The following is a 22,393-nucleotide window of genomic DNA, read 5'->3' on the forward strand; positions in this document are numbered from 1 at the left end:
GTGGAAGATCTATGTCGGCAGATGCCAACCACGTGTTCGCAGCCAATAGACCAGGAAAGCTATGGCAACCGCAAACATCTGCCAAAGGATTGAACGGCCCCGCGCCGCGCTGATGGATCGCAGATAAAGATAGGCGCCGACTAGCTTACCGTAATTTTTTCTGAAGTCGCCGTTGAGCTTGGATATCTCGACAAGCTCCGAAGATTGGTCGGACATTGAGAGGAACCTCCTGGGAAACAACCAGGTGTCTCATAAGCCACTGATTTGCCCGACAGCGCAAGCGAAATTTCTGATTTTCCGAAATTAAGTCAGGGGGGCGGCGACGGACTCTTGAGGAATCTCCAAGCGAGTCCGCTCGCGCCTATTGACAGCACTTTGAGTTGAATCGCCTCAACACCACGGGCGTGGGAGCGTCGGACAGCTTGTTGCGCCGCAGACAAAACGAACGGCCAAGCCTTCATTGATCAAAGTTGACCCTACATCCACGCCCTTGACTCGGAGAGTGCCGCAGCGACGACCGAAGTTGCAAGCATCCGTGCCCTCCGCACCCCGCGGACAGGAACAGGCGACTTGATGAAAGTCTGATTGGCCGTTGCTAACGAGTTCGCGAAGACGCTGTTTGGCAGCTTCGCCCTTCTGGCGCTCTGCGTCGCATCGGGCTCGACTTCCTGTTTCTGGCGCGTTGAACCCGACCAGACGAACGTTCGGCTTTCCGTCCTCTAGGCTTATTGTGTCGCCATCGAGCACGCGTACCGAAATAGACGCTGGAGACGACTTGGCCAGTTCAGGTTTAAGTTGAGAAGATAACTTTGGCCATGCCTGAACGGCCACCACGCCAATAAGTACGCACAGCACCACGAAGCCAGAAAAGTAACGCGAACCATGGCGCTTCGGTTTGAAGTCGGCAACCTTGAACCGCTTCGGAACAGTCCACTTCGTTTGGCGAAATCTGTGAATGTTATCGGGCATCCGCTATTGGTACCGACGCGGCGTTAATTCTGAATGAGTTTGGCGAGAAGAATCGTTCGCGAATTAGGGACTCTCGGGCCAGTTGATCGGCGTAAGCCTAAGCTGTCGCCGGTCCATTTCCTCGCGAAGCTTGTTTGCGTAGGCGGACGCCATCGCCTGCAAAGTCGTCCGACGTTTTCGCAAAATGCCAAGGCGTTCATCCTTCAGTTGGGAAAACTCATGGCTGGCCATCCCCGAAATGCGCTGACCAAAATGAAAATTCTAAGGCGCTTTCTCAAGAGTGCCAGGGCCTTCTAGCCTTCTCGTAGCCGCACCCCGACGCCCTTACCATTCCTTGCTGGGATAAACTCGGCTCCAGCCCCCTCGAGCGCGCTGCGGATGGCATTGAGATTGGCTGCCGTCGTTTCCCGTCGGTTGCTCTCAAAATTTTTGATCGTTGATAGGCCGAGTGTAGCGGCTTCGGCCAGATCGGCCTGAGTCCAGTCTAACAGGCCGCGAGCGCCGCGCGATTGTTGGGGCAAGATCGACATGAGGAATTGTCACCAAAGAGTCCACTTGACCCTTTTTAGTTTATTGTCGTTTCATTAGCAAGGATACCAATGTCAGACTCGCATCAGCCACAGAGCCGCAATTTTGAGAGAAAGCTTCCATTAACCACGAATGAATCGCAGAAATTGGGCTTCGGATGAAAAAGACCGATCCTGCAAGCGCATGGTGCCGCGATCAAGGCCAACGACTGTGCGGAGGCGGCATCCCCGCCAGCGGGACGGGATGGCGATGGGCGCGACGGCGGCGATATCGCGGAAGAAGTCGCGGCGTTGATGGCAAGGCGCGCGAAGCTACAGGCCGATCTGACGCAGCTGGAGGAGAGCGGCGAGACACAGTTGTCGCGAACCGATCCGGATGCCCGGCTGTTGTCGAAGAACGGTCAGGTCGTGGCGGGCTACAACGTCCAGATCGCCGTCGATGACAAACACAAGCTGATCGTGACGAGTGATGTTGTCAATGACGGCAACGACACCGGCCAGCTTCACGACATGGCCAAGGCCATGCGCGCGCCTTGCGCGGCGTCGGCGATCGCTTGCTCTCCGCCTTGTGCTCGACGCTCAACAGCCAGACGCTGTATGACGCAAACCTCAGGAGTACACAGCCCGCGAAACCGTAAGCCTCATTCCTTTGTTCGGCCGCTTGCGACCATTCCTTCGTTCCGACCTACCGAACCCGACAGCGCCGCGCGCAGGCGATATCCAGGATGCCATCGGCACCGGCGTAGCCGGCGCGAAGCGTCCTGGACGGCGGCGAGCACAGCGCTATGCTCGTCCATCCAAGGACGCTCAGCCCCCTTGACCAAAGCTGGGAGGTCCTGCGATCAGGTGGTGCCGCCCGCTTCCCTTGGCCGGAAATTCTCGATCAGCCGCAGCAGCACACGCGCGCCGGCATCGGCGTCGGCGGGTTCGACGTGCTCGGCCGGGTTATGGCTGATGCCGCCGCGGCAGCGCACGAACAGCATGGCGACATCGGCGATATCGATCATCGCCATGCCGTCATGCCCCGCCCCGCTCGGCAGTTCGAACATGCCATAGCCTTCCGCCGCAACCGCTTCCGCTACCTGCGCTTTCAGCCACGGTGCACAGGGCACGGTGCGGTTTTCGTGGGTGACGTCGATCTGCAGTAAGAGTTCACGCCGCTTCGCGATCGCTTCGATGCGGCGGACGATATCGGCCACCGCAAGCTTGCGGTGCGCATCCGTCGGCGCACGAATGTCCAGCGTGAACGACACCTTGCCCGGGATCACGTTGGTGGCGCCCGGAAGCGCGGTGATGGCGCCGACGGTGCCGACCAGTCCGGCACTATCGGCCTTGCAGAACTCCTCGACCGCCACGATGCATTCGGCGGCGCCGGCCAGCGCGTCACGCCGCATCGCCATCGGCACGGTTCCGGCGTGCCCGGCCATGCCGGTCAGGTTCGCCGCCAGCCGTGTGGCGCCTGCTATTGCCGTCACCACGCCGACGGGCAGGTTCTGTTGCTCCAGCACCGGCCCCTGCTCGATGTGCAGCTCGACATAGGCATGCAGCTCGCGGCGGGTGCGCGCCGCCGCGCCGATGTGATCGGGATCGAGCCCGAACTGCGCCATCGCCTCGCGCATGGTGAGGCCGTTCGCATCGCGCGCATTGAGCACGCTTTCGTCGAAGGTGCCGGCGACCGCCCGGCTGCCGAGCAGCGTGGAGGCAAACCGCACGCCTTCCTCGTCGGCGAAACCGACGACTTCGATCGCAAACGGCAATTGCACGCCGCGCCGGTTCAGGTCGGCGATGCAGGCGACCGCCGTAATCACGCCGAGCGGGCCGTCCCATTTGCCGGCGTCGCGCACGGTGTCGTAATGCGAACCCAGCATTAGGCAGGGCAAGCCGGGACGTTCGCCCTCGTAGCGGCCGCAGACATTGCCGATGGCGTCAAGATGCGCGGCCATTCCGGCATCTTTCATCCACGACATGAGGAGATCGGCCGCTGTGCGATGTTCAGGCGAAAGGAAGATCCGAGCCAGATGCTCAGCTGTCTCGGAAATCGCCCCGAGCTGATTGATCCGGCTGACGATTTCGTCGCCGAGCCGTAATCCTGTGGTCGCGCTGGTGACCGCCTTCGTCTCGCTCATGCCGTTCCAGGTAGCGCGCTTCGATCGGCGCTGCTCGATGGGTGGGCGTGCCTTTTAACCCCTTCCCACCGTGCACTCAATCTGGCCGTGGGGCTCGTCGGTCGGCAGGAAAACGTCATTATTGTTATCCAGCCCGAATGCCGACAGGTTCATCGGAATGAAGTGCATGTTCGGGCAGGCCATGCTGATTTCCGAGATTTCCGGCACGGCTGCCAGCGCCGCCTCTCCCATCCGGTACAGGCTGTCCTGCACGCTCATGCTGTAGGTCGTGCTGAACACTTCGAGCAAGGTGCCGAGAATCCGCGCATTGGCCGCCGGATAATTCGCAGGTCCCCCCGACCACTTCCAGGACGCCAGCATGCTGGTGGCGCACATCCGGTCGGCGGTCTCCGGCAGCGTGGTGTAGCGATCCCGGGGATAATTCTCCCAGCCGGACTGCGTCGACTTCATGAAGGCAAAGCCGTCGATACCGGACGTCAATGCTATTTGCCCGCCGCGCGCCATTGAGGCTTCGACGAACGGCTTGCCGTTGCTGTCGAGCACGAAGCTGTGGGGATGCGGCTTGCCGCCGAAACTCAGGCGGCTCCATTTGGTCTCGTGCGCGGTGATCGCAACCGAGGCAATCTGCGGATAGGTGTCGAGATATCGCTTCGCCAGCACCTGGCAGAAATCTTCGGTGCTCAGGCCTGTGTTCTCGCGGGCGACGACATTGACGATGTTCTTGATCGTATCTGTCGCAACCGAGGTGGAATTGTCGGCGTGGGTATAGGCGCGGGCAAAGTCGCCCTCGATCATTGCCTTGACGCTGAGCTGGCTGACTTCGTGCTGGTCGCCGTTCCGGTGAATCCGCATAACCCGGACGCGGCCCTTACCATATCTGTTCCTGATCAGCGGCATCCGAACGCCTCCCGTTCAACCTGCAATTTGCGGGGATCCACCCGCTATGGTTCAATATTGAGCAACCTTCGTGCCACAGGGCAAGATCTTGGGGGCACAAGGTCCTTGGGGGACAAGCTTCTGGCACGAGCCTTGTATCAGTTCAAACAGGCCCGATGGCCTGCATCCAGGGGGGAGTCCGAACATGAGCGGCGAAGTCCATCCAGTCGACCAGATCCTGCCGACGCCGCGATTGCTGGCGCTCGGCCTGCAGCATGTCTTGGTGATGTATGCCGGCGCAGTTGCCGTGCCGTTGATCATCGGCCGCGCACTGAAATTGCCGCCGGAAGACGTGGCCTTCCTGATCAGCGCCGACTTGTTCGCCTGCGGCATCGCCACGCTGGTGCAATGTATCGGCTTCCCCGGCGTCGGTATCCGGTTGCCAGTGATGATGGGTGTGACGTTTGCCTCCGTCGGGCCGATGCTGTCGATGGCGACCGCGCCTGATATCGGCCTGCTCGGCATCTACGGCTCGGTGATAGCGGCCGGGCTATTTGCCATTGTTGCCGCACCCTTCATCAGCCGGTTGCTGCCGCTATTTCCGCCCGTCGTCACCGGCACCATCATCCTGGTGATCGGCATTTCCCTGATGCGGGTCGGCATCAACTGGGCCGGCGGCGGCTTGCCGACCCTGACCAAAATGATCGATGGCGTGCCGCACGCTTTCCCAAATCCCGCCTACGGCCAGTTGCAGGGCCTTGGCATTGCGCTGTTCGTGCTGCTGGTGATCCTCGGCCTGATCAAATGGGGCTCCGGCTTCGTCGCCAATGTCGCCGTGCTGCTCGGCATCGTCGCGGGCGCCGTTCTTGCCGCCGTGCTCGGCATGATGCATTTCGAGAAAGTCGCCGCGGCGCCGTGGGCCGCGATCGTGCTGCCGCTGCATTTCGGGCCACCGAAGTTTCAGCTCGTCCCCATCATCACCATGTGCATCGTGATGATCGTGGTCATGATCGAATCGCTCGGCATGTTCCTGGCGCTTGGCGAGATCACCGGCAAGGCGGTCAGCCGCGATGCGCTGACCCGTGGCTTGCGGGCCGACGGCGTCGGCACATTTCTGGGCGGGCTGTTCAATACCTTTCCCTACACGTCGTTCTCGCAGAATGTCGGCCTGGTCGGCGTCACCGGCGTGCGCTCGCGCTGGGTCACGATCGCCGGCGGCGGCATCCTGCTGCTACTCGGGCTGCTGCCAAAGATGGCGGCGCTGGTCGAGGCCGTGCCGTTGGTGGTGCTCGGCGGCGCCGGCCTCGTGATGTTCGGCATGGTGGCGGCCACCGGCGCGCGCATCCTCACCGCGGTCGACTTCAAGAACAACCGTTACAATTTGTTCGTGGTCGCGATATCGGTCGGCTTCGGCATGATCCCGCTGGTTTCGCCCAACTTCTTCAAGAACTTGCCGCACGGCCTGCATCCGTTGCTGGAGTCCGGCATTCTGCTCAGCGCGCTGGTTGCGGTGGCGCTGAACGCCTTCCTCAATGGCGTCAGCGGCAAGACAGCGGAAGCCGATGCCGCAGCGGCTACGGCAGCGGCGACGCACTAGGTTCAGAGCCTCATATTTCGAGCCGTAGGATGGGCAAAGGCGCACTTGCGCCGTGCCCACCATCGATCAACGGCATCGCCTGGAATGGTGGGCACGCTGCGCTTTGCCCACTCCACCTACGATTCGGCGATCAGCTTCCGCGGTAGGTCGCATAGCTCCAGGGCGTGACCAACAACGGCACGTGGAGATGGGCTTCCGGGTCGCTCACCGAGAAGTGCAGCGGAATGCGATCCAGAAACGGAGGATCGGACATCGGCACGCCGCGATCGGTAAAATAGGCGCCGACGTGAAATGCCAGTTCGTAGCGACCGATCGGCACCGGCCGGCCGCCGATCAGCGGCTGATCGGTGCGGCCGTCGCTGTTGGTGACCGCGCGCGCCACCACGCGGGCCTCGCCAAGTTCGGACAGCTCGGTCAGTTCCACCGCTATCCCCGCCGCAGGCCTGCCGCTGTGGGTATCCAGCACATGGGTCGACAGGCGGCCGTGCACCGGAAGCTTGTCCTCGGACGCGACGAGCTGGTCGAGACGCAGCGCCGCGATCCGGCAGATTTCCCCGATCGAGGTTTGCGCCTCGGCCTTTGCATCGTTCGGCAGCCGGCGCTCGAAATCGCGCAGGATGGAATCGCGGGTGTGGCGCCGAACGCAGACGACATAGGGAAAGCCGAATTTGGCGCGGTAGGCGTCGTTGACGCGCTCGAACGCAACAAATTCAGCATCCGAAAGCCGGTCCAGACCGGCGCTGTTCTGTTCGGCGTCCGATTCCGCGGTGAGGCCCGCGGCGCGCTGGGTCTTGCTGGCGAGATCGGGATGCGCCCTGATCAGCGCCAGACGCAATTCCTCAGGCGCGCGATCGACCGCCGACTTCATCGCGGCAAACAGCTCGTTGACACCTGCGAACGGCCGCAGCGCGACTGCCTGTTCGGCGATCCATGGCGAATACTCAAAGACATTTGCCAGCGCGGTTACAAAGTGGTCCTGGCTGCAAATGTTGAGATCGGAAAGCTTGTTCAACATCGCTTTCGACCTCATCCGATATCGAAAGCATCGTCGGCAAGATGCGCCAGATTGGCGTGCCAGTGCTGCGCGATCTCAAGCCGCGTCGGCACCCAGACCCGCTCGTGCCGTCCGATGTAGTCGAGAAACCGCATCAGCGCCGCCGCGCGGCCGGGACGGCCGACGACCCGGCAATGCAGGCCGACCGACATCATCTTCGGCGCGGTTTCGCCTTCCCTGTAAAGGACGTCAAAACTGTCCTTGAGATAATTGAAGAATTCGTCGCCGCCGCCAAAGCCCTGCGCGTTCACAAAACGCATGTCGTTGGCGTCGAGCGTGTAGGGAATGACCAGATGCGGCTTCGACCCGCGCGCCCTGATCCAGTATGGCAGGTCGTCGGCATAGGAGTCGCAGAGATAAAGTAATCCGCCGGTTTCCATCAGAAGCCTGAGCGTATTGATCGAGGATCGCCCGGTGTACCAGCCGAGCGGGGGTGCGCCGGTCGCCTCGGTGTGGATACGGATCGCCGCCGCGATCTCGACGCGCTCCTCGGACTCCGACATGTCCTTGTGCTCGATCCATTTCAGGCTGTGGCTGGCGATGTCCCAGCCAGCCTCCTTCATGGCGGCGACCACATCAGGGTTTCGCTTCAACGCCATCGCGACGCCGAACACGGTCACCGGCAAATTGCGTTCGGTGAACATCCGCCACAGCCGCCAGAAGCCGGCGCGCGAGCCATATTCGAACATCGATTCGATATTGGCGTGGCGCTGGTCGGGCCAGGGCTGCGCGCCCAGCACGTCGGACAGGAAGGCTTCCGAGGCGCGATCGCCGTCGAGAACATTGTTCTCGCCGCCTTCCTCGAAATTCACCACGAACTGCACCGCGACCCGCGCATTGCCGGGCCATCGGGGATCGGGCGGGTTGCGCCCGTAGCCGCGGAAGTCGCGCGGATAGGCGGGCGCAGCCATGCTCACACTTCCTCGAAGCGGATCTTTTGCGCGCCCTTCCACAGCACGGCCTTGCCGAACGCGGTCAGGTTCTCCAGCCCCGAGGTCAGGGTGATGAAATGGTTGCCGGCGAGCTGGCCCATCTTGCTCGCAAAATGCACGCCGCCATAGGCCAGCAGGATCTCGGTCTCGCTGATGCCGCCGGGATAAAGGATGATCTGGCCGGGCGCGGGATAGCTGGTGTGGTTCTCGTAGGAGACCCCGAAATCGAGATTGCCGAGCGGCATCCAGACACCCTCACCGCTCCAGCGGACGTGGATCGCCTGGCTCTCGAACGGCATCGCCTTGCGGAAGGCGGCCACCGTCTTGGGCGCCAGTTGCTCCTCGAAACGGGCCTCGAAGGTGAATTCACCGGCACGCACAATCAGTTGGCTCATCGATCTCTTCTTCTGGATGTATTTGAGGAAGTGGTTCAGCGGTATCCATTACAGCCGGGATTGATGGAAGCAAGGACGATTCCAGTCTCGCGGAAGGTTTCGACGCGGAGCGTTTGGAACAGGAATCTGTCCCCGCGGGCCTCAGCTATGGGCCCGCGCCGGGACCGGCCGGGACGGCGCATCGCCGCCCGGACGGGGCGGCCCATCGCCATGCTCGAACGCGCTGCCAAAGCCGGCGATCGGGGGCGATACCATCGCGCGTTCGCGCGGGAACGCTTCGGGCATCTCTTCGCGAATGAACGCGAGCAGCTTTTCCCTGATCTCGCAGCGGAGATCCCAGGATTGCGGCGCAGATCTGGCGCTGACCAGCGCCCGAATCTCGATCGCCCGCGGGCTGGCCTCGATCACCTGGAGATTGACCACCGCCCCATCCCATAATCTGGACTCGCGCACGGCCTCCTCTAACCGCTGCCTGATCCGCGAGACATCGGTGCAGTAATCGACATGAAAGGCGATGGCGCCGATCAGCGACTGGGTGTCGCGGGTCCAGTTCTGGAACGGACGCTCGATGAAATAGGACAGCGGGACCACCATCCTGCGCCAGTCCCACAACCGGATCACGACATAGGTCGAGGCGATGTCCTCGACCCAGCCCCATTCATTCTCGATGATGACGGCGTCCTCGATCCGGATCGGCTGGGTGATCGCGATCTGAACGCCGGCGATCAGGTTTGAGAGCAGCGGCCGGGCGGCAAGGCCGAGGATCAGGCCGGCTGCGCCGGCGGAGGCAAACAGGCTGACGCCATATTGCTTGACGGATTCGAAGGTCATCAGCGCCGTCGAGACCGCAATGATGATGATCAACGTATCGATCACGCGCTTGAAGACACGCACCTGGGTGACGTGCTTGCGGGCGAGAAAGTTCTCGTCGGTATCAAGGCGAAAGCGCTGCAGATAGCGCGCAGCCCCCATGTCCACGGCGCGCACCGTGATCCATCCGATCAGCGCGATGACGGCGACAATGAAAAAGTGCCTGAGCTGCTCGCGAAGCACGTCGTTCAACGGCGCCAGCGGCAGCACCAGCGCCACGGCCACGAGACAGAGCGCCAGCCGGGCCGGGCCGGCGACCCTTTGCAGCAGCAACGTCACGGCCGGCCAGCGCGTCCCGACCGCCCGCTTGATGATGCGCGCTGCGATACCATGCACGAAAAGCGCCACGACGATGGCACCGACGACGAGGCAGAGCCCCACCAGCCATTGCGGCACAAAGCCAAACATCTGTTCGAACCATGACAGAATATCGTCCATGCAAATTCCCGCTGCGTAGCACACGATCCGCCGCTAACGCGGGCTGCGGCGGATGGGTCCCGTGTCTGATGCAGCGCAGCAATACCTGAGCGCATTCCGCAACTCGATGGGTTTGCTTGCTTTCCCGCCTTGTTCCGCGTTTCATCGTTTCCAATAGAAGCGACCTCAGGAAACACCCATGCCCGCAAGAATCATCGGAATGATCGGCACCCAGCAGGAAGGCGTCGCGGTTCACCTGATCAAGGGACAGATATCGCGGGAGTGGGTGATCGACTTCACCCGGCTGCACGAGCAGTGGAACTATGATTCTGTTCTCGTTGGATATTACGCGTCCGCCGCCGAAGGTTTTGCGATTGCGCTTTATGCCGCCGACCACACCGAGCGGATCAAGTTCCTGATCGCGCACCGCCCGGGCTCGGTGGCGCCGGCGCTTGCCGCACGGCAGGTCGCGACCTTCGACCAGCTCACGCAAGGGCGGATGGCGCTGCATATCATCGCCGGCACCAGCGACGCGGACCAGGCCAGCGAGGGCGACTTCCTGCCCAAGAACGACCGCTACCGCCGCGCCGGCGAGTATCTTGACGTGATGCGGAAGCTCTGGAGCAGCGACAGCCCGATCAACCACCACGGCGAGTTCTACCGGGTCGAGGGCGGCTATTCCGACATCAAGCCGTTTCAGCAGCCCTGCCCCCAGTTGTTCTTCGGCGGTTCATCGGAAGGCGCGCTGGAGATGGGCGCGCGGCATTGCGACGTGTTCGCGATCTTCGGCGAGCCGCTCAAGGAGACGCGGGAGCGGGTGCAGGATTTCCGCCGCCGCGCCGCAGCCTTTGGACGCAGCGTCGGCTTCAACATGTCGCTGCGGCCGATCATGGCGGCAACCGAGGGCGCGGCGTGGGACAAGGCCAACGCCCTGCTGGCGGACGTCGAGCGCAAGACCGGCGCCGCGCCGCAGCCGACCAACACTTCCGCCGAACGCCTGCTCGGCTACGCCGCGCGCGGCGACGTGCATGACGAGCGGCTGTGGATGGGTATCGCGCGCGCCACCGGCGCGCCGGGCAATACGTCGTGCCTGGTCGGAACGCCCGAACAGATCGCGGCGGCGGTGTTGGAGTATTACCGGCTCGGCATTCATTCCTTCCTGTTGCGTGGTTTCGAGAACCCGCACGACACGGTGGCAATCGGCCGCGACCTCATTCCACTCATCAAGGTGGGCGCGCTGGAGATCGATCAGCAGGCCGAAGCGGCCGAGTAGACCTCACCCGAAGAATTTGCAGGGATCTCAAGATGCCGGCGTAATACATTGGAGCCCAAGAAGAAAACGCATGAAAGAAATCGCATGAAGGCCGTGGTTGTCGAGAACTATGATTCGATCGACGGCATCTCGATCAAGCAGATCGATACGCCCGGCGTTTCCAAAGGCTGCGTCCGCGTCAAGGTCGGCGCCGCGGCGATCGGCTTCGTCGACGGACTGAAGGTGCAGGGACTTTACCAGACCAAGGACCCGCTGCCGTTCGTGCCGGGAACGGAATTTGCCGGCATCGTCGACGCCGTGGCCGACGATGTCACGGCGTTCAATCCGGGCATGCCGGTGATCGGCATGACCCATTCCGGCGCGCTAGCGGAATATATCTCGGTGCCATCTGCGGCGCTCAAGCACCTGCCGCCGCAGGTTCCCTTCGAGGCCGGGGCATCGTTTCAGGCCAACTATCTGACCGGGCTTTACGCGCTGGATGCCCGTGCATCGCTGCGCGACGGCGAGATATTGCTGGTGCTGGGCGCGGCGGGCGGCGTCGGCATCGCCGCCGTCCAGATCGGCAAGCTGATGGGCGCGCGGGTGATCGCCGCCGCCTCGACGGCGGAGAAGCGCGCCTTCGCGGTGCAGTTCGGCGCCGATCAGACCATCGACTACACCCGGCCGGATTGGCGGGATACGCTCAAGGAATTGACAGGCGGGCATGGGCCGGACGTGATCTTCGACCCCGTCGGCGGCGAAGTGGCGCTGCAGGCGTTTCGCTCGATCGCCTGGCGCGGGCGACATCTGGTCGTAGGCTTCGCCTCGGGCACGATTCCGGCGCTGGCCTTCAACCTGCCGCTGCTCAAGGGCGGCGCACTGCTCGGCGTCGATCTCGCCCAGATCCAGAAGCGCGAGCCGGAAACCCACGCCCGCCTGATGGCGCAATTGTTCGACTGGCTGGCCTCGGGCAAATTGCAGCCCGTGGTCGGCAAGGTCGTGCCGTTCGAGAATTTCCGCGAGGCGTTCAAGACCATGCAATCGCGATCGGCGCTCGGGAAGATGATCGTCAAATTCGGCTGAAGCGCCGGCGTCGAAACAGGACAAGCTGATGCCTTCAGCAAATGACGGTCATGAAACCCGCCGCCGTCTCATGCACACGCGGTCGGTCGAATGCGAAGGCTTTCTGCGCGACGACGGGCTCTGGGAAGTCGAGGCGTGGCTACGCGACACAAAACCCTTCATCCAGCGAGCCGACCGCTTTCGCGGCGAACTGAAGCCGGGCGATCCCGTGCACGATATCGGCCTGCGGCTCGCGATCGACGACGGCATGACCATCCGCGAGGCGCAAGCGATGATGCGCGCGACGCCCTACCCGACCTGTATAGAGGTCGAGCCGATCCTTGAGCGACTGATCGGCGAGCGCATCGGTCCGGGCTGGCGCGAAACGGTGCGGCGCAAGATCGGCCGGCTCGAGACCTGCACGCATCTGATGGAATTGCTCGGCCCCGCCGTGACCACGCTGTACCAGACCATATCCTACGGCAAGAAGCCGCAAGGCCGCGATACGCTGGAGAACCAGCAGAACTCCGGCGAGCGCCCATTCTTCATCGGCGGCTGCCATTCCTGGCGCACCGACGGCCCGGTCGTCGCCGCGATGTTCCCGCAGTTCGCGACCAGGCCGGCGGAAAAGGATTAGGAGCACCAAAGAGCGGCTTGGCGCGATCAGCTATCGCGTGTGTTCGCCTTCACGAGGCTATCGCTGATCGGATCCCTGTGAACCTCGGCGGCCACCCCTAGACTTAACCTAAGGGGCCTCAGCGGAGGGATTAGGTCATGGCTATTGTACAATTTACGCGCTTCAAGAGCGACAAGCCTGAGGAAATGGTCAAGACCGCCAAGCAGGCCAAGGCAATCTTCGAAAAGCACGGCGCTGAATTTCTTCGGCTTTCCCGGTTTCACACCGGTATGTGGGCCGGGGAGTTTCTCATCTCTACGCGCTATTCCAGCTGGGAAGTGTACGGAAAGGTACAGGAAGCACTGGCAAAGGACGAAGCATTCGCGAAGCTGTTGGCGCACACGACCACCTTTGCCGAATTGAGAGGCCGTAACATCGCGGTCAGCATCGATCTCTGAAGCTCGAAGCTGCGGGCGTCGCTTTCGAATATTGAGGTTCTGGAGCGAACCGCTTCGGCCGCAGCCGTCTCGGACCGGCTGCAATGTGCCGACGCCGCCAAGCGCAGTCGTCTTGACGGTGTCGGTATTGTGCTCGCCGCCTTGTTCAGGCCACGACGGGCAAGGACGACAAAACCCGGCCAAACCTCAAGGCAACAGCTAATTCGCAAGATGCAAGTGCCCGATCAAATCGGCTGCATCGCTGCACTCGTTTTGCCAGCCCGCCGCGTAGTCCCGCAATGATCTCGGCGCTGCTCATCATGTGGCTACCGTCAAAAAATTGGACGTGGCCTGCAGCGCGCAAATTCGAACGGTAACGTCGATGCTGTCGAGCGCCACGGCGCGGCGCCCTTTGGCGCCCATGCGACGCCCGGAAACCCTGGAAAGCACCCCTCAGAATAGATATCTGAGATATCACTTATTGACACATTAACATCAATACTTAGGATGCAGAAATGATGTCCAAAATCGGCCCGGGCCTCGCCGGCGAGACAGACTGATGATCACAGCAGCTCAATTGCGGGCTGCCAGGGTGCTTCTCGGCATCGATCAGCGGCGGCTCGCGGAACTATCGGGGCTTTCGGTGCCGACCATTCAACGCATGGAAGCGAGTGAGACCATGGTTCGGGGCAATGTCGATTCGCTGGTGAAACTGATCACCGCGCTCGACGATGCCGGCATCGAATTGATCGACGATGGGGCGAACAGCGACAGTGGCGGGCGCGGCGTGCGGCTCAAGGCCGCTTCCGGAGATCGCGAAGGCAAGACATCGAGCGGGGCGAGGACGCGCAAATAATGTCGGCCGTCGCCCTGCAAATGGTCTGTGTCGCCGGATTGCTCGGATTGGCTGTGCTGGCGATCGTTCTGGGCCGGTCGAAGATCTCCACAGCCGTCATCTACGGGGCGACGCTTGCCGTATCGGCGATTGCATTGGCCGGCGCGTTGCGCAGCCTGCTCGGCGGCGCCGATGCCACCGCGCTCACCCTGCCGGTCGGATTGCCGTGGCTCGGCGCGCACTTTCGCCTCGACGCATTGGCCTCGTTCTTCCTCGTTGTGATCAATCTGGGTGGGGCGTCGGCAAGTCTCTATGGCCTCGGCTACGGCCATCATGACCCCGCGCCGCATCGCGTGCTGCCCTTCTTCCCCGCCTTTCTCGCCGGCATGAACCTCGTGGTGCTGGCGGACGACGCCTTCTCCTATCTGCTGTGCTGGGAATTCATGTCGCTGGCATCGTGGGCGCTGGTCATGGCCCATCATCGCGAACGGGGCAACGCCAAGGCCGGCTATGTCTATCTGGTGATGGCAAGCTTCGGCACGCTCGCCTTGCTGCTCGCGTTCGGCCTGCTGGCGGGACCGGCGGGAGATTACGGCTTTGCCGCCATTCGCGCCGCGCAGCACACGCCATACGCGGCGACGCTGGTGCTGATCCTGATGCTGCTCGGCGCCGGCTCGAAGGCCGGCCTGGTGCCGCTGCATGTGTGGCTGCCGCTCGCCCATCCGGCCGCGCCGAGCCACGTGTCCGCGCTGATGAGCGGCGTCATGACCAAGGTCGCGATCTACGGCTTCATTCGCGTCATGTTCGATCTGCTGGGACAGCCGAGCTGGCCGGCAAGCGTGGTCGTGTTGTTCCTCGGCAGCATCACCGCCGTCATGGGGATTCTTTACGCCATGATGGAAAAGGATCTGAAGCGCCTGCTGGCCTACTCTACCATCGAAAATATCGGCATCGTGTTCGTCAGCCTCGGCCTCGCCATGGCGTTCCAGGCCAATGGACTGAAGGCGGCGGCGGCGCTCGCCTTCACCGCCGCCTTGTTTCATGCGCTTAACCACTCCTTCTTCAAGAGCCTGCTGTTCTTCGGAGCCGGCGCCGTTCTCACGGCGACGGGCGAGCGCGACATGGACAAGCTCGGCGGCCTCATCCACCGCATGCCGTTCACGAGCTTCGTCGTCCTCGTCGGCTGCGTCGCGATCTCGGCGCTGCCGCCATTCAACGGCTTCGTTTCGGAGTGGCTGATCTTCCAGGCCGTGCTGCAGAGTCCGGAACTGCCGCAATGGGCGCTGAAGATCATGGTACCCGCGGTCGGCGCTATGCTCGCTTTGGCCGCTGCGCTGGCGGCGGCCTGCTTCGTCAAGACCTACGGCGTGACGTTTCTCGGGCGGCCGCGCGGGACGGCGGCAGAAACCGCTGGTGAAGTCGATCGCTTCTCGCTCGCGGCCATGTTCATTCTCGCAGCGCTCTGCCTGCTGGCCGGAATCCTGCCGGGACTGGCGATCGACGCGCTAGCGCCGGTCGCGACCCAGATTCTCGGCAGCCGCATGCCGGCCCAGACCGGTCAACCCTGGCTTTCGATCGTGCCGATTGCGGAGAGCCGCAGCTCCTACAATGGATTGCTGGTGATGGTGTTCATCACGGCAGCCGCGTCGTTGGCGGTTTATTTTATCCATCGCTTCGCCTCTCACGCGCTGCGACGGGGGCCGGCCTGGGGATGTGGTTTCTCCGACGCGACGCCCGCAGCGCAATATTCTGCCATCAGCTTTGCGCAACCGATCCGCCGCGTATTCGGCACGCTAGTATTTCACGCCCGCGATCACGTCACGATGCCGCCGCCGGGAGACCTCCGGCCAGCACGGCTCCGGATCGAATTGCACGACCTGGTCTGGAGCGGAATATATGCGCCGATCGCGGATGCCGTCGGCTTCTTGTCGATGCGACTCAATCGCCTGCAGTTCCTGACCATACGGCGATATCTCAGCCTGGTCTTTGCCACCCTCGTCACGCTGCTGCTGGTGCTCGCGATATGGTCGTGATCTCTGATATCATCGTGCAAGGCGTGCAGATGCTGCTCGTGCTGCTGCTCGCCCCGCTGCTGACCGGCTACGTGCGCAAGATCAAGGCCCGGCTGCTACGCCGACAGGGGCCTTCCATCTTTCAGCCCTATCGCGACCTGCTGCGCCTGATGCGCAAGGAAGTGGTGCTGGCCGACAACGCCTCATGGCTGTTCCGCGTGACACCTTACATCACCTTCGCCGCGATCTGGGTCGCGGCCGCCCTGGTGCCGACTTTCGCGACCGGGCTGCTGTTCAACTGGACCGCCGATCTCATTGCCATCGTCGCGCTGCTCGGAAGCGCGCGCTTCTTCCTCGCACTCGCGGGGATGGACGTCGGCACCAGTTTCGGCGGCATCGGCTCCAGCCGCGAGGTCATGATCGCAGCGCTTGCCGAGCCCGCGATGCTGCTGATCGTATTCTGTCTGGCGCTGGTCGCCGGCTCGACGCAACTCTCGACCGTCTCGCACTTCCTGGCGTCGTCCTATGTGGGCTTGCGGGTGTCGCTCGGAATGGCGTTGGTCGCGCTGTTCATGGTGGCGATCGCAGAGAACGCGCGCATCCCGGTCGACAATCCGGCGACGCACCTCGAACTCACCATGGTGCATGAGGCGATGATCCTGGAATATTCGGGACGACACCTCGCAATGATCGAACTCGGCGCTTTCCTGAAGCTGCTGCTCTACGTCTCGCTGATCGCCTGCGTGTTTCTCCCGTGGCAGATCGCGCTCTACGGCAGCGGCGCGTTATCCTACACGATCGGCGCCGGCGCCTACATCGCCAAACTCGCGCTTGCCGGCTTCCTGCTCGCGCTGTTCGAGACCGCCACGGCGAAGATGCGGGTGTTTCGCGTTCCGCAGTTCCTCGGCGCGGCGCTCATGCTGGGCTTGCTCGGCACCCTCCTGCTGTTCGTCTCTAGGAGCTTCTGATGCAGATGCACAGCCTTGCCTTCGATGTTTCGCACACGCTGGCCGGCGGACTGGTGCTGATCAGCCTGATGATGCTGTATCAGGACCGTCTCTATTCGCTGCTCAACGTATTCGCGCTCCACGCCCTGGTGCTGTCGCTATCGGTTGCCTGGCAGGCTTTCATCCAGGATGCGCCCCATCTCTACGTCACCGCGATCATCGCCCTGGTGTTCAAGGCGATCGTCATTCCGGTGGCGCTGCACCGCATCGTCAAGCAGCTCGGAATTCACCGCGACATCGAATCCGCGGTCGGAATCGGTCCGACCATGCTGGCCGGAATGGGGCTCGTCGCCCTCTCGCTGGTTCTCATGCTGCGGGTGACGAGCGACGCCGACCCGCTGGCGCGCGAGGATCTCGCCTTTGCGCTATCGGTGGTGCTGCTCGGACTTCTGGTCATGGTGACGCGCCGCAATGCGGTCAGCCAGGTTGTCGGCTTCATGTCGCTCGAAAACGGACTGGTGCTGGCCGCAACCGGCGCCAAGGGCATGCCGCTGGTGGTCGAGATCAGCGTCGCCTTCTCGATCCTGATCGCGTTCATCGTCATCGGCATCTTCCTGTTCCGAATCCGCGAGCGTTTCGATTCGGTGGACGTCTCCGCCCTCGACGATTTCAGGGGCGAACGCCGATGACGCTGTCTTTCTTCGATCCCGTCACAGCGGTCCTGCTGATCCCGATCTGCTCGGCGGCGCTGCTGGCCGCTCTGCCCGGCTACCGGCTGACGGCACGGCTGAACGTCGTTGCCAGTCTGGCGACATTGCTGTCCGCGCTCTCCCTGTTCGTCGTCGAACGTCCCTCCCCCGGGCCTTACGTGCTGATCGACGACCTGAACATCGTCTTCATCGTGCTCAATACCTTCGTGGGATTCACCACCAGCATCTTCAGCGCCAGCTATATCGCGCATGAGCTCGATTCCGGCCGGCTGACGCCGGCTTACCTGCGCTTCTATCACGCCATGTATCAGACCATGATGTTCGGCATGAATCTCGCGTTCGTGTCGAACAATATCGGCCTGATGTGGGTGGCGGTCGAGCTCGCGACGCTGACGACGGTGCTGATGGTCGGCATCTATCGCACCCATGCGGCGCTCGAAGCCGCCTGGAAGTATTTCATCCTGGGAAGCGTCGGAATTGCGCTCGCCTTGTTCGGCACGATTCTGGTCTACATGGCGGCGCGCCCGGTGATGGGCGAAGGCCAGGACGGCATGGTCTGGACGCTGCTGGTCGAGCGCGCCGCGAACTTCGACGCGGCCCTGCTCAACGTCGCATTCGTATTCCTGTTTCTCGGCTACGGCACCAAGGTCGGCCTCGCGCCGCTGCATGCCTGGTTGCCGGATGCGCATGCCGAAGGTCCGACGCCGATATCGGCGGTGTTGTCGGGCCTCTTGCTGAACGTCGCGCTCTATGCGTTGCTGCGCTTCAAGATATTGCTCGCGGCCAACCCCGCTTCGATCGCCCCCGGTCCCCTGATGGTGACGATGGGCCTGGTCTCGCTGATCTTCGCGGCCTTCATGTTGTACCGGCGGCGCGACATCAAACGCCTGTTCGCCTATTCCTCGATCGAACACATGGGCATCATCGTGTTTGCGTTTGGCATGGGCGGTCCGCTCGCCAATTTTGCCGGGCTGCTGCACATGGTGATGCATAGCCTGACCAAGTCGGCGATCTTCTACGCCGTCGGACATATTTCGCAAATCAAGGGTACCCAACGGATCTCGCGGATCCGCGGCTTGACGGTGACCCATCCGGCGCTCGGCTGGGGGCTGGTGGTGGGCGTCGTCGCGATCGCAGGCCTGCCGCCGCTCGGCATCTTCATGAGCGAATTTCTCGTCGTGAGTTCGACCTTTGCCAGGCAGCCGCTGCTCGCGATCGTGCTGGTGTTCGGGTTACTGCTGGCCTTCGGCGCCTTGATGTTGCGCCTGACCAGCGTCGCCTTCGGCGAGCCGCGCGGCAGCACGGCGTCGGCCGAGGCTTCCTACATTCCGATGTTCACTCATCTCGCACTGGTCTTGGGCGCGGGAGTCTATCTTCCCGCTCCGCTGGTGGTCTGGTTTCAGCATGTGGCCCAATTGCTTGGATAGGAACGACGTGACATGCCATCGCTGATCGATTTGACGCTGGAAGGCCGCAAAGTCGGGCAACACCGCCCGTGGCCGCGCATTGTAGTCGATGCTTCGGTCTGGACATTCGCCGCGGCCGAACTGGCGCATGGTCGCTGGAGCCTGCTCGGCCTGTGGGGCGAACCCGCAGCAGCGCATATGGCGATCATGGATGGACAGACCACGGAGATCGCGGTCATCAGCCTGGATTGTCCCAACCGGACCTTTCCTTCCGTCGGCAGGCATCATCCGCCGGCACGGCGGCTGGAGCGCACCATCAACGACCTGTTCGGATTGTCCGCCGAAGGCTCGCCCGATGCGCGGCCCTGGCTCGATCACAATCGCTGGGGTGTGCGATTCCCGTTGGGAGACCGCATCGACGCGTTGCCGAAGGCGGCGCCCTACGGTTTCCTGGCGGCCGAAGGCGACGGCCTGCACCAGATCCCGGTCGGCCCGGTACATGCAGGCATCATCGAGCCCGGACATTTCCGCTTTACCGCCAGCGGCGAGACCGTGGTCAGGTTGGAACAGCGGCTTGGATATGTCCACAAGGGTATCGACGGCCTGATGAGCGGCGCCAGCCTGGAACGCGGAGTCCATCTCGCCGGGCGCACGTCGGGCGACAGCACCGTCGCTTACGCCTACGCGTTTTCGCGCGCGGCCGAAGCAGCGCTGGACCTCGCCGTGCCTGACCGAGCCGTGTTGCTGCGGGCATTGCTCGCCGAGCTGGAGCGGCTCGCCAACCATCTCGGCGACATCGGTGCGATCTGCAACGATGCCTCCTTTGCATTGATGCACGCGCATTGCGGCGTGCTGCGCGAGAGCGTGCTGCGCGCCGCCGGCGCCGCCTTCGGCCATCGCCTGATGCGCGACGTCATCGTGCCCGGCGGCGTCAGCCGCGACATCGGCGCCGACGGCGTGCAAGCCATCCGGGCCGCGCTGGACAATATCCGGCTGCGCTTTCCGGCTCTGATCGAACTCTATGACAACACCGCTTCGCTGCAGGATCGCACCGTCGATACCGGCGTGCTCAAACCGCCGCTGGCCAGGCAGTATGCCGCGGGCGGCTATATCGGCCGCGCCTCAGGCCGCTCGTTCGACGCGCGCCGGGCGCTGGCCTATCCGCCTTATGATCGTCTGCGCTTCGACGTTCCCACGCTCCATGAGGGCGACGTCAATGCGCGGGTCTGGATCAGGGTACGCGAGGTCGAGCAAAGCCTTTCGCTGATCGACCAGATCCTGAGCCGGCTTCCCAAAGGCCCGGCGCGCACGGAAGTGCCGCTTGGAGGGGCAGTGCGCGAGGGCATGGCGGTGGTGGAGGGATTCCGCGGTGACGTCCTGGTCTGGCTACGCTTGCGCAATGGCCTGATCGAACGATGTCACATGCGCGACCCGTCCTGGTTTCAATGGCCGCTGCTCGAGGCTGTGATCGAGAACAACATCGTCGCGGACTTTCCGCTCTGCAACAAGTCGTTCAACTGTTCCTATTCGGGCCACGATCTGTAAGGAAGTCGCGCAATGCGCAAGCTGCTGTTCGAAAGCGTGTTCCGCCGGCCGCTCACCGAGCGGGCGCCTTTGCCCGATGACGCCGCCGTGGCGGAACTCGCCACCGCGCTCGGGAAAGCCGCGCGGCGACGGCTCGGCCGGAGCCTGTCGATCCGCGAAGTCGATGCCGGATCCTGCAACGGATGCGAGCTGGAAATTCACGCGCTCAACAACGCCTATTACGACGTCGAACGGTTCGGCCTGCGGTTCGTCGCCTCGCCGCGCCATGCCGACGTCCTGATGGTGACGGGACCGGTGACGAAAAACATGCGCGAGGCGCTCGAACGCACCTATCACGCGACGCCGAACCCGAAATGGGTCGTCGCGGTCGGAGATTGCGCGCGGAACGGAGGATGTTTTGCCGGCAGCTACGCGGTCGTCGGCGGCGTCTCCGAGGTCGTCCCGGTCGACCTGCACATTCCCGGCTGCCCGCCAACCCCCACAGTCATGCTGCAAGGATTGCTGGCGCTGCTCGAACGCACGGACGCGGACGCCGTTACGTCGTGAGGAACGCTATCGAACCCGCTCCAGCACCCTCTTCGGTTGGCGGGCGGTCTTGCTCTTTGTTTTGGGATTTGTGAGATGTTCGCGAAGGCGCACCCCTCGTCCGCCGGTCGCGCTCGCGGCGCCCGGATTGATCAGCTCGATCCCGGCGCCCTCGAGCGCGGAAACCAGTTTCATCAGGGAATCGACGTTGGCGCGGATCACGCCGTCGCTAGCTTCCATGCGCTGGATGGTCGGCACCGAAAGATCGGCCAGCTCGGCCATTTGCCGCTGATCGATGCTCAGAAGCGCGCGCGCGGCCCTGAGTTGATTGGCGGTAATCATGGGGGCAGTTCTCCGGTTCGGAAGCGGATATATCTATCCCATCTAAATTACCGTCTCAAGCATCAATTTAGAGGTTCAGTATATCAAAGAGGACGGCCGCAAATGTCTTTGCCAGATTGGCATCCGATTCATGACATGATAAACGATGTATCAAACATCCCATTTAATGCATGGTGACGTCAGGTGCGGTTGCTGGGGCGCTATCGGGGCAGGAACGGCGCAATCGAAATCGTCGAATGCTCCGCGGATGGAACGCGGATCTATTTCGAGGAAGGCGTTAGGCAGAGCCAGGCCACGCCCGACGGCGAGAGCGTCTTCAGCTATGTCAGGCTCATGGACGAGCTCCTGCATCGCGCGACGAACGTTCTCGTCCTGGGATGCGGCGGCGGGAATCTTGCCACCAGGCTGGCGCGTCTCGGAAAAGAGCTGACGATCGTCGACAACAATCCGATCAGCTTCGTGATCGCTCAGAGATATTTTGGGCTGCCGGATGGCTTGCCGCTGATCGTGTCCGATTTCCGGAAATTCATTCTCGACGACGATCTCCTCTACGACGGGATCGCCATTGATGTCGGAGGTCCGGATTTTCACTTTGACAATGAATTCGACGTCGAGACCTGCGACGCCATCCGCGCGCGGCTGACGCCCGGCGGCCGCATCGTCATGAACGTATTGGTCGCGAACGACATCGACCCGGTGCCCGATCGCATCGCCGCGCGGCTCGCCGGCGACCGGTTGGCAACGTGGATTATCGACGAGCAGGGCGTCCAGGATCGAAATGCAATCATTGCATGCGTGCCGGAGAAGCAGTTGAACGCGCGCCCGGCGCTTGCCGAGGTGATGCAAAACAGCCTCGAGCGCTGGTCGATCCGGCGATGCAGGTTGCGCGGTCGCGGCCTCGGCGCGATGTATTCCACCGCTGACAGGTAACCAGCCGCGCC

Annotated in this window: 24 protein-coding genes; 13 read left to right on the top strand and 11 right to left on the bottom strand. The window is 62.8% G+C overall.

What is annotated here, in order from left to right; all coding sequences use genetic code 11:
- Nucleotides 1–9: 9 nt before the first annotated feature.
- From C7G61_RS06960 to pucL, 6 genes are all read right to left on the bottom strand, one after another.
- Entirely contained in the window at nucleotides 10–216 is a 207-nt protein-coding gene (locus C7G61_RS06960) for a hypothetical protein (protein ID WP_108513330.1), read from the bottom strand.
- Between the two features lie 174 nt (nucleotides 217–390).
- The gene (locus C7G61_RS43805; protein WP_145963571.1) at nucleotides 391–969 is read right to left on the bottom strand and encodes a thermonuclease family protein; all 579 of its coding nucleotides are present in this window, start codon (nucleotides 967–969) and stop codon (nucleotides 391–393) included.
- A 293-nt stretch (nucleotides 970–1,262) separates the two neighbouring features.
- Nucleotides 1,263–1,499 carry a helix-turn-helix domain-containing protein gene (locus tag C7G61_RS06965; protein ID WP_108513331.1) on the bottom strand — a complete coding sequence of 79 codons (237 nt, stop codon included), beginning with the start codon at nucleotides 1,497–1,499 and terminating at the stop codon, nucleotides 1,263–1,265.
- Between the two features lie 309 nt (nucleotides 1,500–1,808).
- Nucleotides 1,809–2,003, bottom strand: a complete 195-nt coding sequence (locus C7G61_RS06970; RefSeq protein WP_108513332.1) for a hypothetical protein — start codon at nucleotides 2,001–2,003, stop codon at nucleotides 1,809–1,811.
- Between the two features lie 335 nt (nucleotides 2,004–2,338).
- A complete protein-coding gene (locus tag C7G61_RS06975; protein ID WP_108513333.1) occupies nucleotides 2,339–3,622 on the bottom strand; it encodes an allantoate amidohydrolase in 1,284 nt (427 codons plus the stop codon).
- A gap of 54 nt (nucleotides 3,623–3,676) precedes the next feature.
- Nucleotides 3,677–4,519, bottom strand: a complete 843-nt coding sequence (gene pucL, locus C7G61_RS06980; protein WP_108513334.1) for a factor-independent urate hydroxylase — start codon at nucleotides 4,517–4,519, stop codon at nucleotides 3,677–3,679.
- 184 nt (nucleotides 4,520–4,703) lie between these two features.
- On the opposite strand from pucL, the gene C7G61_RS06985 reads away from it, so the two are divergent.
- The gene (locus C7G61_RS06985; RefSeq protein WP_108513335.1) at nucleotides 4,704–6,095 is read left to right on the top strand and encodes a nucleobase:cation symporter-2 family protein; all 1,392 of its coding nucleotides are present in this window, start codon (nucleotides 4,704–4,706) and stop codon (nucleotides 6,093–6,095) included.
- 130 nt (nucleotides 6,096–6,225) lie between these two features.
- Here C7G61_RS06985 and uraD read toward each other — a convergent pair whose 3' ends face one another.
- The 4 genes from uraD to C7G61_RS07005 all read right to left on the bottom strand — a co-directional run bounded on the left by uraD (nucleotide 6,226) and on the right by C7G61_RS07005 (nucleotide 9,784).
- On the bottom strand, nucleotides 6,226–7,110 hold the full coding sequence (gene uraD / locus C7G61_RS06990; RefSeq protein ID WP_108513482.1) for a 2-oxo-4-hydroxy-4-carboxy-5-ureidoimidazoline decarboxylase: 885 nt from the start codon (nucleotides 7,108–7,110) through the stop codon (nucleotides 6,226–6,228).
- A gap of 11 nt (nucleotides 7,111–7,121) precedes the next feature.
- Nucleotides 7,122–8,060, bottom strand: a complete 939-nt coding sequence (gene puuE / locus C7G61_RS06995) for an allantoinase PuuE (protein ID WP_108513336.1) — start codon at nucleotides 8,058–8,060, stop codon at nucleotides 7,122–7,124.
- Nucleotides 8,061–8,062: 2 nt separating this feature from the next.
- Complete coding sequence (locus C7G61_RS07000; RefSeq protein ID WP_108513337.1) at nucleotides 8,063–8,476, bottom strand: DUF3830 family protein; 414 nt, start codon at nucleotides 8,474–8,476, stop codon at nucleotides 8,063–8,065.
- Between the two features lie 141 nt (nucleotides 8,477–8,617).
- The gene (locus tag C7G61_RS07005; protein WP_108513338.1) at nucleotides 8,618–9,784 is read right to left on the bottom strand and encodes a mechanosensitive ion channel family protein; all 1,167 of its coding nucleotides are present in this window, start codon (nucleotides 9,782–9,784) and stop codon (nucleotides 8,618–8,620) included.
- 178 nt (nucleotides 9,785–9,962) lie between these two features.
- Between C7G61_RS07005 and C7G61_RS07010 the strand changes: the two genes are divergently transcribed.
- The 11 genes from C7G61_RS07010 (at nucleotide 9,963) to C7G61_RS07060 (ending at nucleotide 21,131) form a co-directional block, all read left to right on the top strand.
- Complete coding sequence (locus C7G61_RS07010; protein ID WP_108513339.1) at nucleotides 9,963–11,036, top strand: LLM class flavin-dependent oxidoreductase; 1,074 nt, start codon at nucleotides 9,963–9,965, stop codon at nucleotides 11,034–11,036.
- 84 nt (nucleotides 11,037–11,120) lie between these two features.
- Nucleotides 11,121–12,098: an NADPH:quinone oxidoreductase family protein gene (locus tag C7G61_RS07015; RefSeq protein WP_108513340.1), complete on the top strand. Its 978-nt coding sequence runs from the start codon at nucleotides 11,121–11,123 to the stop codon at nucleotides 12,096–12,098.
- 28 nt (nucleotides 12,099–12,126) lie between these two features.
- On the top strand, nucleotides 12,127–12,714 hold the full coding sequence (locus C7G61_RS07020; RefSeq protein ID WP_108513341.1) for a DUF2889 domain-containing protein: 588 nt from the start codon (nucleotides 12,127–12,129) through the stop codon (nucleotides 12,712–12,714).
- A 137-nt stretch (nucleotides 12,715–12,851) separates the two neighbouring features.
- Nucleotides 12,852–13,151, top strand: a complete 300-nt coding sequence (locus C7G61_RS07025; RefSeq protein ID WP_108513342.1) for a hypothetical protein — start codon at nucleotides 12,852–12,854, stop codon at nucleotides 13,149–13,151.
- 538 nt (nucleotides 13,152–13,689) lie between these two features.
- Nucleotides 13,690–13,986 (top strand): helix-turn-helix domain-containing protein, encoded by a 297-nt coding sequence (locus tag C7G61_RS07030; RefSeq protein ID WP_108513343.1) that lies wholly within the window; start codon nucleotides 13,690–13,692, stop codon nucleotides 13,984–13,986.
- Nucleotides 13,986–15,998 carry a hydrogenase 4 subunit B gene (hyfB, locus tag C7G61_RS07035; protein ID WP_108513344.1) on the top strand — a complete coding sequence of 671 codons (2,013 nt, stop codon included), beginning with the start codon at nucleotides 13,986–13,988 and terminating at the stop codon, nucleotides 15,996–15,998. Before C7G61_RS07030 ends, hyfB begins: the two co-directional genes overlap by 1 nt.
- Nucleotides 15,989–16,945 (top strand): respiratory chain complex I subunit 1 family protein, encoded by a 957-nt coding sequence (locus C7G61_RS07040; RefSeq protein ID WP_108513345.1) that lies wholly within the window; start codon nucleotides 15,989–15,991, stop codon nucleotides 16,943–16,945. The genes hyfB and C7G61_RS07040 overlap by 10 nt, the downstream gene beginning before the upstream one ends.
- 5 nt (nucleotides 16,946–16,950) lie before the next feature.
- Nucleotides 16,951–17,613, top strand: coding sequence for a hydrogenase-4 component E (locus C7G61_RS07045; protein ID WP_190241716.1), 663 nt, complete (start codon nucleotides 16,951–16,953; stop codon nucleotides 17,611–17,613).
- The gene (locus tag C7G61_RS07050) at nucleotides 17,610–19,061 is read left to right on the top strand and encodes a hydrogenase 4 subunit F (protein WP_108513347.1); all 1,452 of its coding nucleotides are present in this window, start codon (nucleotides 17,610–17,612) and stop codon (nucleotides 19,059–19,061) included. Before C7G61_RS07045 ends, C7G61_RS07050 begins: the two co-directional genes overlap by 4 nt.
- 12 nt (nucleotides 19,062–19,073) lie before the next feature.
- Nucleotides 19,074–20,585 (top strand): hydrogenase large subunit, encoded by a 1,512-nt coding sequence (locus C7G61_RS07055; protein WP_108513348.1) that lies wholly within the window; start codon nucleotides 19,074–19,076, stop codon nucleotides 20,583–20,585.
- 12 nt (nucleotides 20,586–20,597) lie between these two features.
- Nucleotides 20,598–21,131, top strand: coding sequence for an NADH-quinone oxidoreductase subunit B family protein (locus C7G61_RS07060; RefSeq protein ID WP_108513349.1), 534 nt, complete (start codon nucleotides 20,598–20,600; stop codon nucleotides 21,129–21,131).
- Nucleotides 21,132–21,137: 6 nt separating this feature from the next.
- On the opposite strand, the gene C7G61_RS07065 is transcribed toward C7G61_RS07060, so the two are convergent.
- Nucleotides 21,138–21,452 (bottom strand): helix-turn-helix domain-containing protein, encoded by a 315-nt coding sequence (locus tag C7G61_RS07065; RefSeq protein WP_108513350.1) that lies wholly within the window; start codon nucleotides 21,450–21,452, stop codon nucleotides 21,138–21,140.
- 183 nt (nucleotides 21,453–21,635) lie between these two features.
- On the opposite strand from C7G61_RS07065, the gene C7G61_RS07070 reads away from it, so the two are divergent.
- Nucleotides 21,636–22,382: a polyamine aminopropyltransferase gene (locus C7G61_RS07070; RefSeq protein ID WP_108513351.1), complete on the top strand. Its 747-nt coding sequence runs from the start codon at nucleotides 21,636–21,638 to the stop codon at nucleotides 22,380–22,382.
- Nucleotides 22,383–22,393 lie beyond the last annotated feature (11 nt).

This window comes from Bradyrhizobium algeriense (assembly GCF_003062295.1).
In the GTDB taxonomy this organism is placed as follows: domain Bacteria; phylum Pseudomonadota; class Alphaproteobacteria; order Rhizobiales; family Xanthobacteraceae; genus Bradyrhizobium; species Bradyrhizobium algeriense.